Below are 14,993 nucleotides of genomic sequence, written 5' to 3'. Positions count from 1 at the left end.
ACGCACATCATGAAGCCTGGCCTCCTCCGTTCCGTCCTGTTCTGGATCCACCTGGCGTCCGGCCTCATCGTCGGACTCGTCGTCGGCGTGATGTCCTTCACGGGCGTGGCGCTCGCGTTCGAGCCGCAGCTCATCGACCAGGCGGACCGCGACGCCCGCCACGCGGCGCCGCCTCCGCCTGGAACGCCCCGGCTGTCCGTGGAGGCGATGCTCGCGAAGGTGAAGGAGGCACGGCCGGGCGCGCAGCCCACCGCCGTGACGTTGTTCCCGGAGCCGGACAGCGTGGTGTCCGTGGCCACCGGGCGCAACAGCGCCGTCTATGTGCACCCCTTCACCGGCGAGGTGCGCGAGCAGGGCGCCAAGGGGCTGCGCGCGTTCTTCCACACGATGGAGGACGCGCACCGCTGGCTCGCGGTCTCCGGCGAGCAACGCGCCATCGGCAAGGCCGTCACGGGCGTGAGCAACCTGGCCTTCTTCTTCCTGGGCCTGACGGGCCTGTTCCTGTGGTGGCCGCGCAAGTGGACGCTGCGCTCCCTGCGGCCGACGCTGTGGTTCCGCGGCGGGCTCAAGGGCAAGGCGCGCGACTTCAACTGGCACAACGTCATCGGCTTCTGGTCGCTGCCGGTGCTGCTGGTGCTGACGGCGTCCGGCGCGGTCATCTCCTACAAGTGGGCCTCGAACCTGGTCTTCACGCTCACCGGCAACCCGGCGCCCAACGCGCAGGGGCCCAGCGTGTCCCCGCCCGTGCCCGTGCCCACCCCGGCGCCCGGCGCGCGGCCCCAGGAGATGGATGCGCTGTTCGCGGTGGCCATGACGCAGGCGAAGCCGTGGGAGACCATCACCCTGCGGCTGCCCACGCCACCCAAGGACAACGCTGCCCCGGGCGCGGGCCAGGGGGAGGGCGGGCCGCGAGGCGAAGGCCGCCCCAAGGGCGAGGGTGCTCCGAGGGGCGAGGGTGGACCGAGAGGTGAGGGTGCTGCGAGGGGCGAGGGTGGTCCGAAGGGCGGCGCCGCTGGCGAGGGCCGTCCAGGCGGGCCCGGTGGTGCGGGGCGCGGCGGACCGCAGGCGAGCACCTTCACGGTGCGCGAGCAGGACCGGTGGCCGCTGTTCTCGACGGTCCAGGTATCGCTGGATCCATTCACGGGGCAGGCGCTGCGCACGGAGACGTACGCGGACTTCAACAGCGGTCGGAAGGTGCGCACCTGGCTGCGCTTCCTGCACACCGGCGAGGCGCTGGGCTGGCTGGGTCAGCTCGTCGCGGGGCTCGCGTCGCTCGGCGCGGTCTTCCTCGTCTACACCGGCTATTCGCTGTCCTGGCGCCGGTTCTTCCCGCGCCGCCGGACCCAGACAGAAGCGCCCGAAGTCGTGACGCCCGCATCAACGGAATCCAAGACAAACGCGGCCTGACTTCATCTCGTGAAACACAGTATCCGGGGGATTCCGGATGCTGTGTTCCAGGGGGGCTTTCATCAGGCAACACCACGGCCCGGACTGCGAGAGCGGCTCCGGGCCGCTCTGTGTCTGGCCCCCAGCATGTGGCATTCGCGCGCCTGATATCTGGCAGTGATGGGGTGGCTGCGAGGCCCCTCAATCACATCCGTTTCCGGGAAGAAAAATCTTGTCACATGTGACGGGATCCTGCATATGCAAATCATTCTCATTTAGCCGCACCACACCGTCCGAGGGACCCGTGTCCACAGCCAAGCCCGGTCGTTCTGCAATCCGCTCATCGAATGGCAACCCTGGAGGCGTGCGCGGCGCGCTCTGGCCCTGGGGGCAGGCGGTAGGCCTGGCGTCAGCGCTCGCCGCCGGTGGCGCGGTGGCCCAGGAGACCCCGGTGGCCGCCGAGCCCGCGCAGGAGGCCCGTCCGGTGGAGGGCGCGACGCCGTCCTCGCCCGAAGCTCCGGTGGCCGCTCCGGCGATCCCGGCCCCGGCGACGGACGCCCCGGTGACGGGCACGGCCCAGACGGGCGCGGGCGCGGACGACGTCTTCGTGCTGCCCGAGGTGGAGGTGCAGGGCGAGGCGTCGAAGTACAACGCGACGGAGCCCAGCCTCGCGCGCCTGCCCCGGCCGCTGGTGGACACGCCGCAGACCATCACGGTGGTGCCGGAGCGGGTCATCCAGGAGCAGCAGGCGACGACGCTGCGCGACGCCCTTCGCAACGTGTCCGGCATCACGGTGACGGCGGGCGAGGGTGGCCGGCAGGGTGACTCGTTCTCGCTGCGCGGCTTCTCCGCCCAGACGGACACGCTGCGCGACGGCGTGCGCGACCTGGGCTGGTTCACCCGCGACACGTTCAACCTGGAGGGCGTGGAGGTCTACTTCGGCCCGTCGTCGGTGCTCTTCGGCCGTGGCTCCACGGGCGGCGCCATCAACCTGGTGACGAAGAAGGCGCGCAAGGGCTCTTTCCAGAACCTGCGCCTGTCCGGCGGCACCGCGCCGTCCGGCCGCGTGGAGGCGGACGTCAACCACGAGGTCTCTGACAAGCTCCAGCTGCGCGTGAGCGCGACGGGGCAGCTGGCGGGCGTGGCGGGCCGCGACGTCGTGACGGAGAACCGGGCGGGCATCGCGCCGTCCGCGCGCTTCCAGGTGTCCGACAAGGTGTCGCTGGAGGTGGACTACTTCTACCAGCACGAGAACAGCGTGCCGGACTACGGCCAGCCGTACTTCAACGGCTACCCGGTGTCCGTCACCCTGGACGTGCCCCGGGAGAACTTCTACGGCGTGAAGGACTCCGACGTGGAGCGCGTGAACGTGCACATCGGCACGGCGCGCGTGCTGGCCGACCTGGGCCATGGCCTGAAGCTCACCAACACCCTGCGCTACGGCGGCGTGGACCGCTTCGCCCGGCCCACCGCGCCGCGCGGCCTGACGCCCGCGGGCGATCCGACGACCATCGGGCGGCAGCGCTTCCAGACGAACAACGACAACACGTACCTTGCGAACCAGACCGACCTGCGCGGCGTGTTCACCACCGGCTTCCTCAAGCACACCGCCAACGTGGGCCTGGACCTGTCGCGCGAGCAGCGCAGCCAGGACCGCAACAACCTCAACGCGGTGGGCCTGCCCACGGGCAACAACCTGCCCGCGGACCTGTACGACCCGGACCCCAACCCGGACCTGTCCGCCGTCAGCCGCGTCTTCGCGTCGTCCAACGAGAGCCGGCAGGTGAACCTGGGCGTGTACGCGTCCGACCAGGTGCAGATCGGCCAGTACGTGGAGCTGCTGGGCACCCTTCGCTACGATCGCCTCAACAGCGACTACTCGGCCACCAACGCCGCGGGTGAGACGACGCCGTTCGAGCAGGACAATGGCCTGTTCAACTGGCGCGCGGGCGTGGTGCTGCACCCGGCGGCGAACACCAGCATCTACGGCATGTACGGCACGTCCTCCAACCCGAGCGCGGAGCTGGCCACGCTGTCCAACGACACCGTCAGCCTGGACCCGGAGAAGAACGAGACGTTCGAGATCGGCGCCAAGTCCGACGTCATCGCCGAGCGCCTGAGCCTGAACGCGGCCGTCTTCCGCACGAACAAGAAGAACGCCCGCGTGCCCAACAGCGACCCGGAGGGGCCCGCGCAGATCCTGGAAGGCAAGCAGCGGGTGCAGGGCTACAACATCGGCGTCGCGGGTTCGCCCGTGCGCCGCTGGAACGTGTTCGCCAACTACACGTTCCTGGACGCGAGCATCCAGGAGCACACCAACGACTTCCTGGAGGGCCAGCGCCTGGTGAACACGCCCAAGCGCAGCTTCTCGCTGTGGACGACGTACGCCATCCTGGACAACCTCTCCGTGGGCGGCGGCGCCGTGTACCAGGACGTCGTTCCGGTGAACAACCCGGCCACCGCCGCGGCGCAGCTCGTCAAGGTGCCCAACTACTGGCGCCTCGACGCGTTCGCCAGCTACTCGTTCCAGAAGGTGGACCTGCAGTTGAACGTCTACAACCTCACCGACAAGCTCTATTACGACGCGTACTACGGCGGTCAGGCCGTGCCGGCGGAAGCCCGCTCGGCGGTGCTGACGGCGAACGTGCGGTTCTAGTCGCGCGCTCGGTGTTGGCCGGGCATGGGAGGACGTCATCATGATGGTGCACATCCCGCAGGTCCTCACGCCCGAGCAGGTCGCCCACTGCCGCGCCGTCTTCCAGAAGGCGGCGTGGGAGGACGGCCGCGCCACCGCCGGCAGCCAGTCCGCGCAGGTGAAGAAGAACCTCCAGCTCCCCGAAGGGAGCCCCGCCGCGCGGGAGCTGGGGGACCTGGTGCTGGCCGGCCTGGAGAAGAGCCCGCTGTTCATCTCCGCCGTGCTGCCCCAGTGCGTCTTCCCGCCGCTGTTCAACCGCTACGAGTCGGGGATGGACTTCGGCTCGCACGTGGACAACGCCATCCGGCCGCTGCTGGGCACGTCGCTGCGCATCCGCACGGACGTGTCCGCGACGCTGTTCCTGAGCGAGCCGGGCAGCTACGACGGCGGGGAGCTGGTGGTGGAGGACACCTACGGCAACCACTCCGCGAAGCTGCCGGCCGGGGACCTCATCATCTACCCGTCCACCAGCCTGCACCACGTCACGCCGGTGACGCGCGGCGTGCGGCTGGCGTCGTTCTTCTGGGTGCAGAGCATGGTGCGGGATGCGGCCCAGCGCGCCCTGCTCTTCGACATGGACACGTCCATCATGCAGCTGACGCGCGAGGTGCCGAAGAGCCCCGCGCTCGTGATGCTGACGGGCGTGTACCACAACCTCCTGCGCCAGTGGGCGGAGCCCTGAGCGCAGGCGCCGTCAGGCCTCTTCCGGGGTGACGTGCAGCGTGAGCACCGGGCACGCCGCGCGGCCCACCACCTTCTGCGCCACGCTGCCCAGCAGCATGCGGGTGAGGCCCTTGCGCTGGTGGGTGCCCATGACGACCAGGTCGTACTTGCCGCGCTCGGCCTCCTCCAGCACCACGTTGGCCGCCTCGCCAATCACCACGCGGTGGGACAGGGCCACGGGCGCGCTGCCGCTCAGCGAGCCCAGGAGCGCGGACAGCTCCTTGCCCGCGGTGTCGCGCGCCATCGTCTCCAGGGACTGGGTGTCCCAGCCCGGCGAGGCCACCAGCAGATCAGGCGCCACGTACTGCGGCGGCTCCCAGGCGTGGATGACGTCCACCGCCGCCCCGAAGGGCCGCGCCAGTTGCAGCGCGTACTCCACGACGGAGCGGGAGCCATCCTTCAGGTCCACCGGTACCAGGATGCGTGAAGGGCCAGCCATGCGTGTCCTCCTCCGACAGTGGGCAACCTGGGGCGCCCCCTCGCAGTGAGGGGGGCCGGGCGGTCGCGGGTCGCCGAGCAACCGGGCAGGCCCGCAGGCCCACCTTGGCGTGGGCAGCTTTCTACCCGAGGTTCACCCCCATGCGCCCTCCCATCGACCACGGTACCGTGCTCATCATTGGCGCCGCTGGCGGCCTTGGCCGCGAGCTTGCCCGCCTGCTCTCCCCCCGCGTCAGGACCCTGGTGCTGGTCGCGCGCGACGTGGAGCAGCTGAAGGAGCTGCGCGAGGAGCTGCGCCTGCGCAACCCCACCCTGGGGGTGATGCTGCGCGCCTGCCGGCTGGATGATCCCCGCGCGGTGGACGAGCTGTTCTCCCACCTGGAGCGCCACTTCGTGCGCGTGGACGTGCTCATCAACAACGCGGACCACTCCAGCAGCGGGATGTACGCCGACGAACAATGGAAGCGCATCGAGGAGCTGGTGCACGCGAACGTGCTCGCCCCCGCGATGCTCACCCACCGGCTGCTGGGCCCCATGCTGGAGCGGGGCAGGGGGGGCATCCTCACCATCGGCTCGGGCGCGGCGCGCCTCTTCCTGCCCGGCGCGGTGACGTTCGCCGCCACGCAGCGCTTCCTGGATGGCTTCAGCGAATCGCTGCGCCTGGAGGTGAAGGACGCGGGCATCCCCGTCACCTTCGTGGCCGCGGGTCCGCTGGCACTGGAGCCCGCGCTGGAGGGCGAGGTGACGCCCTTCTTCGAGCTGTCCCTGCGCCAGTGCGCCCGCGAGGCCCTGGCGGGCTTCGAGCGGGGCGAGGCCCTGGTCTACCCGGGCCTGGGCCACCGGTGGATGATGCGCCTGTTGCGCCTGCTGCCGCGCTCCTTCAAGCGGGGCCTGGGGCGCCTGGCCCTGGGCGGGCTGCGCCGCAGGCTGCTGCTGTCGCCCTCCGGGCCCGGAACGCAAGCACCCCCCAGGCCGGTGCTGCTGGCCCAGGGGGAGCCTTCCTCCGCGACGTGAAGCGGGAGGGGAACGGACTACAGCCCGATCTCCGCGAGGCGGGCCTTCACGCGCGTGGCCTTCACGCCCGTGTTGGCCGTGCCGCGGCCCTGCGAGTTGCCGCCGACGCCGATGTGGTGCAGCGCCACCACCTGGTTGGTCGACGTGGAGAGGACGGGCGAGCCGGACGAGCCGCCCAGCGTGTCCGCGTTGTAGGAGATGTCCGTGGTGCTGTAGTTGCCGTTCAGCACGGTGCCGGGCGAGGACTTCTTCGTCGGCGTGCAGCCGCTGGTCGTGTAGTAGTCGCAGTTCTGGTTGACCACGTACACGGCGCTGTTCGTCGCCGCGTTGGTGGTGGCGACGGTGAGGAAGCCGTACACCTGGCCGGGCAGCTGGCCGTTGACGGCCGAGCAGCGCAGCGCCGTCATGTCATCGCCGCTCCACGTCTTGATGAGCGTGGCGCAGGGGTACCAGATGCGCGATCCGGACGCGACGCCGTCCTCGTAGTTGAACGACACCCGGGCGCCCACGGCCTCCGCCGCGCTGCCGATGCAGTGGTTGTTGGTGATGACCACGTCGTTGGAGACGAGCCACGCCGTGCAGCGGCTGCCCACCGCGGGGATGGAGATGTAGCCCACCGCCTTGGACTTCGTGCGCTGCGTGCCCGTGAGGGACGTGGCGCTCACCCAGTTCAGCGTGCCCACGATGACGTTGGACTCCTGCGACGCCAGCGGACCGTTCGGCTCCGCGTCCGGCAGGTCCTGCGGCTCCAGGGGACCACACGCCGACAGGCCCATCACCAGCATCGCACCCACGAGCTTCTTCGCGACCACGGGAACCTCCTTCGCGCGGCATTGCGCGGCGCGAAGGGCAAGGCACGCCGCGTGCCAAGGCCTGTCCCAGAGGGGAACCGCCGCGCGCGGGCCCCGGGGGTGGTGCGTGGATGCTCCGCGCAATCCGGTTGCGTTTGTAAAGAAACGTCACATCCCCGGGTGAAACCCCAGCCATCCCAAGGGCTTACGTGGATTTCCAGGAGTGCTGTTTTTGCGGACAATCAGACCCACCCTGTCCCAAGTGGAGACAGGGCGGGAGGGCGCCTTCAGCCGATGATCATCTCCTCGCGCTCCAGGGGGCCGCTCTCGAAGCGGCGGAGGTTGAAGCGGGTGAAGAGCTCGTCGGAGGCGCCGGAGGTCATCCACTGCGCCATCCGCTCCGCGACGGCGGGGGCCATCATGAAGCCGTGGCCCACGAAGCCGGACATCTGGAGCAGGTTGTCCAGGCCGGGGGTGCGGCCCAGGATGGGGTTGTTGTCCGGGGTGACGTCGTAGAGGCCGCCCCACTGGCGCAGCACCTTCACCTGGCCCACATGGGGGAGCTGTTCGGTGAGGGCGCGGGCGAAGCGCGACACGAAGCGCAGGGTGCTGCCCATGTTGGGGCCGGCGGGCTCCTTCGGGTCGCCCATGCCGCCGACAATCTCACCGCGCATGGACTGGCTGAAGTACAGGCCCGTGTCGAGCACCGACACCAGCGGCGACAGGAAGGGCTTGAGCGGTTCGGTGCTGAGGATCTCATGGCGGTGCGGCTCGTTGGGGAGCGCCACGTCCGCCAGCTTCGCGACCTGGGGGCTCCACGCGCCGGAGGCGAGCACCACGGTGTCGCAGGCGATGTCGCCCCGGTCCGTCTTCACCTTGCGCACCTGGCCGTTGCTCGTCTCGAAGCCCGTGACGTTCGTGTACGTCTCCACCTTCACGCCGCGCTTCACGCTGCCCTGCGCGTAGCCCCAGAGGAAGGCCCAGGGGAAGATGACGCCGTCCTCCGGGTTGTAGGCCGCGGTGAGGCAGTCCTTCATCGTCAGGCCGGGGACGATGTCGCGCGCCGCGTCCGCGGTGATGATGCGCGTGGGCACGCCGTACTGGTTGTGCAGGACGGCGTTCTTCTCCAGCCGCCGCGCCGTGTCCTTGCGCTTGGCCAGGAACAGGTAGCCGCCCTGGCGCAGCCACACGTTGACGCCCAGGTCGCGCGCGAAGACCTTCATCAGGTCGATGGAGCGCTTGGCCAGCTCGATCAGCGCCGGGGTGCCCCACTGCATGCGCACGCCGCCGCCGTTGCGGCCGGACGCGCCCGCGCACAGGTAGCCGCGCTCCAGCACCACCACGTCCGTCTCACCGCGCAGCGCCAGGTTGTACGCCAGCGACAGGCCCATGATGCCGCCGCCGATGATGACCACCTTGGCCTTCTGGGGCACCGGGCCCTGGGGCCGGAGCGCGGAAGGGAAGTGCTCCAGCTCCTGGGGCACGCCACCCATGGGGGGCACGGACTCGTCCACCGGGGCGCTCGCCAGCAGGCGCAGCTCCGTGGGGTACAGCGGCGGCCGGGGCGTGAAGGGCACCACCGCTTCGGACTTGAGCGCCTTCGACTTCTGGAGCAGCGCGGCGACGGCCGAGTGGCAGCTCTTGCCCTGGCAGATGCCGGTGCCGAAGCCGGTGAAGCGCTTCACCGACTCCACGTCCTGGTAGCCGCGCTCCAGCGCGTGCTCGATGTCGGAGACGGTGACGTCCTCGCAGGTACAGACGAGCGCCTTGCTCATGACAGCCCTCCCACGAGCGCCAGCGCCGCGCGCTGGCCCATGGCCGCGGCGTCCTTCGCCGAGCCCGCCTTCACCACGTCCCCCGCGACGAACACGTCCGGGGCCTGCGTGCGCCCGTCCGCGTCCGCGTCCACGCGGAAGTGGCCCGCCGGCGCGTCGAACTCCACCTTCGCGCCGCCCTGGCGCGCCAGCTCGAAGCCCGGCGTCACCGGCACCGACACCACGATGGCGTCGCACGACACCTTCTGCTTGCGGCCCCCCTGCGGGGTGAAGCTCAGCGCGCCCACGCCGCGCAGGCCATGGGCCTTGAGCCCGTCGCCCACGCAGGCCTTCGGGTGCGCGTTCGCCGGCAGCGGGCCCTTCAGGTCCACCACCGCGGCGACCTCCACGCCCCGCTGGGTCAGCAGGTGCGCCAGCGCGTGCAGCTCCGGGCCGTGGCCCACCAGCGTCGCGACCTCCGGGGCCACGTCGTGGCGGCGCAGCAGCAGGCTCACCGCGCGGCCCGCGTACACGCCGGGCAGGTCGTTGTTCTCGAAGGGGAGGGTGGGCGGGTGGCCGCCCACGGTGAGCAGGAAGCGCTCCGCGTAGACCTTGAGCAGCCGCAGGCCCTCCGGCTCCTGCGACGCCACCGCCAGGTAGCGGCCGTGCTCGTCGTCATACAGGCCGATGACGGTGGCCTTGCGCAGCACGCTGCCCTGGGGGAACGCGGTGGGCTCCGGCACGAAGGGCGCGCCGTCCTCCGGGGGGCCGTGGGCCAGCCGCCCGCCCAGGTGCGCGTCGCGCTCCAGGAGGAGGAAGGGGACGCCCTTCGCGGCGAACACCCGCGCCGCCTCCAGGCCCGCGGCGCCCGCGCCCACCACCGCGACCTTGACGTGGAGCGTGCGCGGGGGCAGGGCGGCGGGGCCCGCCTCCTTCGGCAGCAGGCCCAGGCCGGCCAGCTGCCGGGCCACCTTCGCCATCACGTCCTCCGCCACCGGGACACCGGCGAACATCTCGTGGTGGTCGAAGCGCTTGGGGAAGAACCAGTCGATGGTCGCGAAGATGTCCACGTCCGCGGAGGGGTACGCGTTCTGCCGCTCCAGCCGCATGCCCTCCTTCGCGGGGGTGCGGCACGTGTAGACGTTGGGCAGGCCGTCCACGCGCATGAGGCAGTGCGAACAGGCCGCGGCGAAGCAGAAGGGCCCGCGCGGGCGGTGGTACTTCACGGAGCGGGAGAGGACGTTCTCGCCCGCGGCGATGAGGGAGCACGCCACCGGCTCGCCTTCGACGGCGGGGATGCTCTCGCCCTCGAGGTCCACGGTGATGGCCCTGCCGCGCGGGGTTGCGTCTGGGAGGCGTCGCATGGGTGCCGCGCAAAATGGCGCACCGGACCCGGGCGGTCAAAGCCTGTCGGCGTCCGTCCGCTCCCCGTCAACACCCCGCGCCGACAGCGCAGGTGATGGCGCTGGGGCGCGGCACTTGTTGGAGAAGGAAAAGCCCCACTCCCGGTGCGCGGGGAGCGGGGCTTCATGATGCGGTGTGGCAATTCCTGTCGGCTTCGCGGCCGGGTGCGTCAGACGGACGCTTCGTCCCGGGGGAAGATGGGCTCGGGCATGCCCCGGGAGTGGTAGCCGAAGCGGGTGCGGATGACCGCGCCGAACGCCAGGGGGATGAGCAGCAGGTTGAGCAGCACGCCCAGCACCGGGATGTGGCTGATGATCAGGAGCAGCCCCAGGCCCAGGGCCAGCACCACCGCCTGCGTCTTGCGGCCGCGCATCACCGGCAGCCGCGTGCCCAGCTCGCTCGCGATGGCCGCGTAGCCCAGCGCCGTGCCCAGCATGGAGGCGACCAGGAGGGCGAACGCCACCGGGATGCCGATGAGGGTGATGCACAGGACGATGGTCAGCGGGATGAGCGCCAGCATGCCCACGACGCCCACGAACGCGTTCTTGCCGGGGCGGGCGCGGATCTCCTCGCCCAGCTCCTTCATGCGCGCCGGGAAGAACATCTGCCCCAGGAAGCCCAGGCCGAAGAGCAGCGCGAACTGGAGGATGAACGACGCCAGCCCACCGCCCCGGCCGTCACGGTCGTCGTCGTCCGAGTCCGAGTCCTCCACCGCCGCGCCGGGGTTGCGCGACTCCGTCATGCCGCGCTTGATCTCCCCGGCCACCATGCGGCCCAGGCCCGCGCCGCCGAAGGACTCCAGGCTGCCGGCCACCGTGGCGCCGTCCGCCTTCTGGACCTGGCCGCCGAAGGCGGACACGTCGCCTTCCACGTTCGCGTCCGGGCCCAGGATGACGTTGCCGCCGAAGGCGTGCGCGTCACCCTCCACGTGGCCGTGGATCTCCAGGTTGCCGCCGAAGGCGACCGCGTCGTCCTCCACCGTGCCGCGCACGACGAGGTTGCCGCCGTAGACGACGGCGCTCTCCACGGACTCGCCCTGCTTCACCTCCAGGTTCTGTCCGCGCGCCACCACGTCCCGGACGCCGCGCCGGCCCCGCTTGTTCTTGATGCTGTCGCGGAAGTCGCGCAGCTCCTCGCGGACGCGCTGCTTGGCCTCCTCGGCCTGCTCCTTCGCGGCCTCGGCGTGGGCGGCGGCGGCGGCGGCCTCCAGCTCCGCGGCCTCCTCCGCGTCCACGGGCGTGGGCGGGGCCGGGGGCGTCGCCGCCACCATGGGCGGCTGAGGCGGCTGCGGCGCGGCGGGGGCGCTCGGCGCCGCGCCGGCTTCCTTCTCCCGGGCGGTGAGCGGGCGCAGCGTGAAGATGGAGCCGTCCTGCTCCAGGTGGAGCGAGTACGCGCGGGCCACGGTGCGCAGGGCCTGCTCGGCGCCAATGCCGCGCAGGCGCACCTCCGCGGGGGTGTCCAGGTCGCCGGTGACGACGAGGTTCAGGCCGCCCTTCTCCGCGATCGTCTTCAGGGCGTCGCGCAGCGAACCGCGGAAGCTCACGTCGATGGTGCGCGTGGGGGCGGTGGCGGCAGGGGGAGTCGCCGGGGCTCCTTCCGCGAGCGCGAGGGGGGCGCCGAGGAGGAGCGTGGGGAGCAGCAGTCGGGGGAGGATCTTCATGGTCACGCTCAGGCTTCGGAGAGGGACGGAGGAGGGGAACCGACGAGCCGCTTCAGCCCGAACAGCGAGGACAGGACGACGACGGCGATGAAGCAGGCGACCGCCACGCCCGCGGTGCTCCAGAGGGCGTGCGCGCCGCTGAACAGGCCTTCCAGGAACGCGCGGCTGTTGCCCACGGTGGACGCGAACCCGGTGCCCATGCGGCCCAGCGCCTGGTCGCTGGTGAAGAGGAAGCCCAGGCCCGCCCCCAGGGACGTCAGCAGGATGGCCAGGCCCGTCCACACCTCGCGCCGCTGCGGCACGGGGCTCTGGGCGACGCGGGCCATGACGTTGACGACGAGCGACGGGGGCGGGAGCGGATCCGCCAGGCGGAACAGGTCCTGCTCCAGCAGGCGGTGGTCCTCCATCAGCGCGGCGCAGGCGTCGCACTCGGCGGCGTGGTCCAGGCCGGGACCTTCACCCGCCTCCAGCTCCGCGAACAGGACTTCCAGGTCGGGGCAGGGGCTCATCGGGTCTCCTCCTCTGCGGGCGTCATCTTCTTGCGCAGCTTCTCTCGGGCCCGGAACAGGCGGGCCATGATGGTCCCCGGCGCGCAGCCCATGATCTGGGCGATCTCCTTCGTGGTGCGCTTCTGGACGTAATAGAGGGCCAGCACCTCGCGGTCGTCCACGGACAGGGTCTCCATGGCGGCCTCCAGCGACTGCCGCTCCTCGCGCGCGATGGCCCCGTCCTCCTGGGACGCCTCGTGGCTGGGCAACAGCTCCTTCATGGGCTCCAGCTCCTCGGTGCGCACCTTGGTGCGGCGGCGGAGCAGGTCCAGGCAGAGGTTGCGGGTGATGGCGAGCACCCACAGGTCGAAGGGGCGCGCGTCGTCGTAGCGGTGCAGGTTCTGGTACGCGCGCAGCAGGGCTTCCTGCGCGACCTCCGCCGCCTCCGAGTCGTTCTGCAGCAGGCGCAGCGCCAGGCCGTACACCGGGCGCTGCACGCTGCGAACGAGGGCTTCGAAGGCGGACGGGTCCCCCTTGCGGGCGGCCTGCACGTCCGCCTTCCAGGGGAGCGGAGCGGTGTCCTCAGCCATCAGCATTCCGATGGCCATGGGCAGCGAGTCGAGGGCAAGAGCGTTCACGCCTTGTCCTACGGGCGTCGCGCCAGGCCATTGCGACGCCCCCCAATGTCACTTCCGTTTCTGTTTTTTCACGGACTTGGCCGCGGCCAACCGCTGCTTTTCGGCCTTCTCCTGCCGGGCCTCGGCCTTCACGTCCTTGCGCTTCTGCTGCTTGGCGCGGAAGCCCAGGGGGATCTCCGGCTCGGGCACCGGCGCCGCCGTGAAGGCAGGCAGGGGGGCGGGCGCTCGGGCCGGACGGCTGGAGCGCTCCTCCCGGCGGGGGCCCCCGGCGCGGTCGGACCGGCCTTCGGAGGCGGCAGGGGCTTCGAGGCCCCGGGGCGGACGGGCCAGCCGGCCGATGCGGCTGGGCGGGCGGGCCTCCTTGCCGGGCGTCTCTTCACGGCTGGGGGTGCCGAAGCGGCCCGCCTTGCGCTCCGTGCCGGAGCGCTCATCCCGCCGGGAGGACGTCCTGGGCGCGGACGCGCTGGCAGGGGTCGCCACCGGCGTGCCCTCACCCTCGGAGGCCGTGGCCCCGTCGCGACGGGGAGCCCCGGCGCGGGTGGGGCGGGCATGCGGGGCGGGACGTTCGGCGCGGGTGGGGACGCTCACGCGCTCACCCCGGCCGCCCGGACGCGGCTCGCGGCTGGTGGCGCGGGCAGGGGCGCGGGTGCTGTGGCTCGCGAGCGTGCGGTGGCGCGACGGGCCCTCTTCCTCGCGCTTGCGGGCCTGCTCCGCCTCGACGTGGGCTTCGGCCCGCTCGGTGGCCACGAGGCGCGGGCGCTGGGAGGCGCGCACCTCGTCCTTCGTGTCCTCCGTGTACTCGAAGTGGAACAGCCGCTTGATGACGAGCGTGGCGTACGCGCCCGGGGGCAGCGTGAAGGCCACGTTGACCTTGATGTCACCCCGGTTCACGTCGTCGTTCTGCGTGCGGCCCACGACGAGCTTGTGCGGGTGCATCAGGAGCGGGCGCTGCTCCTCCTTGAAGTACAGCAGCCGCTCCGCGTTCTTGATGCGCAGGTCGGTCAGCTGGAGCTTCTCGCGGCCCAGCACCCACGCCATGGCCTCCGCCACCTTCGGATCGCTGAAGGTGGTGTCCGGCCCGACGAGCGGGAAGGTCGCCTCGCGCAGCGACTGGAGGACCTCCGGGCTCGCGTCCCGGAAGTGCAGCAGCGTGCCGGCCTGGTAGCGCATGGGGAACATGTGCTCGCGCGGCAGCAGCAGCTGCAGGTAGCGCCGGACGCCCTCGTTCCAGAGGTAGCTCTGGTACTCGAAGAGGATCATCGCCCGGTAGTCCGAGTCGATCTGCAGGAAGGCCCGCATCCAGTCGCCCGGATGGTCGCGCAGCGAGCGCAGGATGCGGTGGTACTTCTTCGCGCCCTCGAAGGGCACGCGCGCGTCCCATTTGCCCCAGTTGTCGCGCCAGAAGCCCTTCACCTTGGCGTCCTCGGTGCGATCCAGCTCCGAGGGACGGGCGAAGTAGTTGTGCAGCGCGGCCTCGAAGTCGCCCCGGATGATGTCCTTGGCGATGAAGCCCTGGCCGTGCTTGAGCGCGCCGAAGCGCTGGCTGTCGAAGTAGTTCACCACGCCCAGGCGGTTGACCTCGGCGGTGGCCAGGTTGAGCGGGGCCAGCGAATCGTGCGACAGGGCGCGCACGGTGACGGAGAAGCGGTTGGAGGTGATGTTGCGCGCGGACAGGGGCTTGTCCGTCCGGCCCAGGAACTTCAGGCGCAGGTCGGGCTCCTGCATGTCCACGTCGGCGCCATCCACCGCGATGATCTGCTCGGTGCGGCCCTGCTTGTCCTTCAGGCCGCAGTAGCTGATGGAGCCCGGCTTCAGGCCGAACTTGGTAATGAGGCGGTTGACCGCATCGAAGGTGGACAGCTTCTGCTTGTCCATGAGGTAGACACGATGCCGCCCATTGGCGGACTCGTCGAAGCGGTAGGACTCCTTCACGGAGAAGTCCTCGGGTTTTTGCTTGATTCGCACGACAGCCCCCTTAGCAGCGTGGACGCGCGGAATGAAG

12 protein-coding genes are annotated in these 14,993 nt (G+C 71.0%); 4 read left to right on the top strand and 8 right to left on the bottom strand.

Annotated elements, in window-relative coordinates:
- The first annotated feature begins 9 nt into the window (after positions 1-9).
- The 3 genes from OV207_RS12980 (at position 10) to OV207_RS12970 (ending at position 4,763) form a co-directional block, all read left to right on the top strand.
- Positions 10-1,407 (top strand): PepSY-associated TM helix domain-containing protein, encoded by a 1,398-nt coding sequence (locus OV207_RS12980; RefSeq protein ID WP_267555428.1) that lies wholly within the window; start codon positions 10-12, stop codon positions 1,405-1,407.
- A 343-nt stretch (positions 1,408-1,750) separates the two neighbouring features.
- A complete protein-coding gene (locus tag OV207_RS12975) occupies positions 1,751-4,042 on the top strand; it encodes a TonB-dependent receptor (RefSeq protein ID WP_267555426.1) in 2,292 nt (763 codons plus the stop codon).
- Between the two features lie 40 nt (positions 4,043-4,082).
- Positions 4,083-4,763 carry a Fe2+-dependent dioxygenase gene (locus OV207_RS12970; protein WP_267555424.1) on the top strand — a complete coding sequence of 227 codons (681 nt, stop codon included), beginning with the start codon at positions 4,083-4,085 and terminating at the stop codon, positions 4,761-4,763.
- A 12-nt stretch (positions 4,764-4,775) separates the two neighbouring features.
- On the opposite strand, the gene OV207_RS12965 is transcribed toward OV207_RS12970, so the two are convergent.
- Positions 4,776-5,243, bottom strand: coding sequence for a universal stress protein (locus tag OV207_RS12965; RefSeq protein ID WP_267555421.1), 468 nt, complete (start codon positions 5,241-5,243; stop codon positions 4,776-4,778).
- A gap of 140 nt (positions 5,244-5,383) precedes the next feature.
- Here OV207_RS12965 and OV207_RS12960 point away from each other — a divergent pair, with 140 nt between their 5' ends.
- Entirely contained in the window at positions 5,384-6,256 is an 873-nt protein-coding gene (locus OV207_RS12960; protein ID WP_267555417.1) for an SDR family NAD(P)-dependent oxidoreductase, read from the top strand.
- 17 nt (positions 6,257-6,273) lie between these two features.
- Here OV207_RS12960 and OV207_RS12955 read toward each other — a convergent pair whose 3' ends face one another.
- The 7 genes from OV207_RS12955 to truD form a co-directional block, all read right to left on the bottom strand.
- Complete coding sequence (locus OV207_RS12955; RefSeq protein ID WP_420715208.1) at positions 6,274-7,041, bottom strand: trypsin-like serine peptidase; 768 nt, start codon at positions 7,039-7,041, stop codon at positions 6,274-6,276.
- Between the two features lie 293 nt (positions 7,042-7,334).
- Positions 7,335-8,822 (bottom strand): FAD-dependent oxidoreductase, encoded by a 1,488-nt coding sequence (locus OV207_RS12950; RefSeq protein ID WP_267555411.1) that lies wholly within the window; start codon positions 8,820-8,822, stop codon positions 7,335-7,337.
- Entirely contained in the window at positions 8,819-10,165 is a 1,347-nt protein-coding gene (locus OV207_RS12945) for a 2Fe-2S iron-sulfur cluster-binding protein (protein WP_267555408.1), read from the bottom strand. Before OV207_RS12945 ends, OV207_RS12950 begins: the two co-directional genes overlap by 4 nt.
- Positions 10,166-10,374: 209 nt before the next feature.
- On the bottom strand, positions 10,375-11,865 hold the full coding sequence (locus OV207_RS12940) for a hypothetical protein (protein ID WP_267555405.1): 1,491 nt from the start codon (positions 11,863-11,865) through the stop codon (positions 10,375-10,377).
- An 8-nt stretch (positions 11,866-11,873) separates the two neighbouring features.
- Entirely contained in the window at positions 11,874-12,374 is a 501-nt protein-coding gene (locus OV207_RS12935) for a hypothetical protein (protein WP_267555402.1), read from the bottom strand.
- On the bottom strand, positions 12,371-12,961 hold the full coding sequence (locus OV207_RS12930) for an RNA polymerase sigma factor (protein WP_193348987.1): 591 nt from the start codon (positions 12,959-12,961) through the stop codon (positions 12,371-12,373). The genes OV207_RS12935 and OV207_RS12930 overlap by 4 nt, the downstream gene beginning before the upstream one ends.
- Before the next feature lie 78 nt (positions 12,962-13,039).
- Positions 13,040-14,956 (bottom strand): tRNA pseudouridine(13) synthase TruD, encoded by a 1,917-nt coding sequence (truD, locus tag OV207_RS12925; protein WP_267555400.1) that lies wholly within the window; start codon positions 14,954-14,956, stop codon positions 13,040-13,042.
- Positions 14,957-14,993 lie beyond the last annotated feature (37 nt).

Source organism: Corallococcus sp. BB11-1 (assembly GCF_026626625.1).
In the GTDB taxonomy this organism is placed as follows: Bacteria; Myxococcota; Myxococcia; order Myxococcales; family Myxococcaceae; genus Corallococcus; species Corallococcus soli.
Note: the sequence above shows the minus strand (reverse complement) of the source record. Positions and strands in the feature narration are given on the sequence as shown.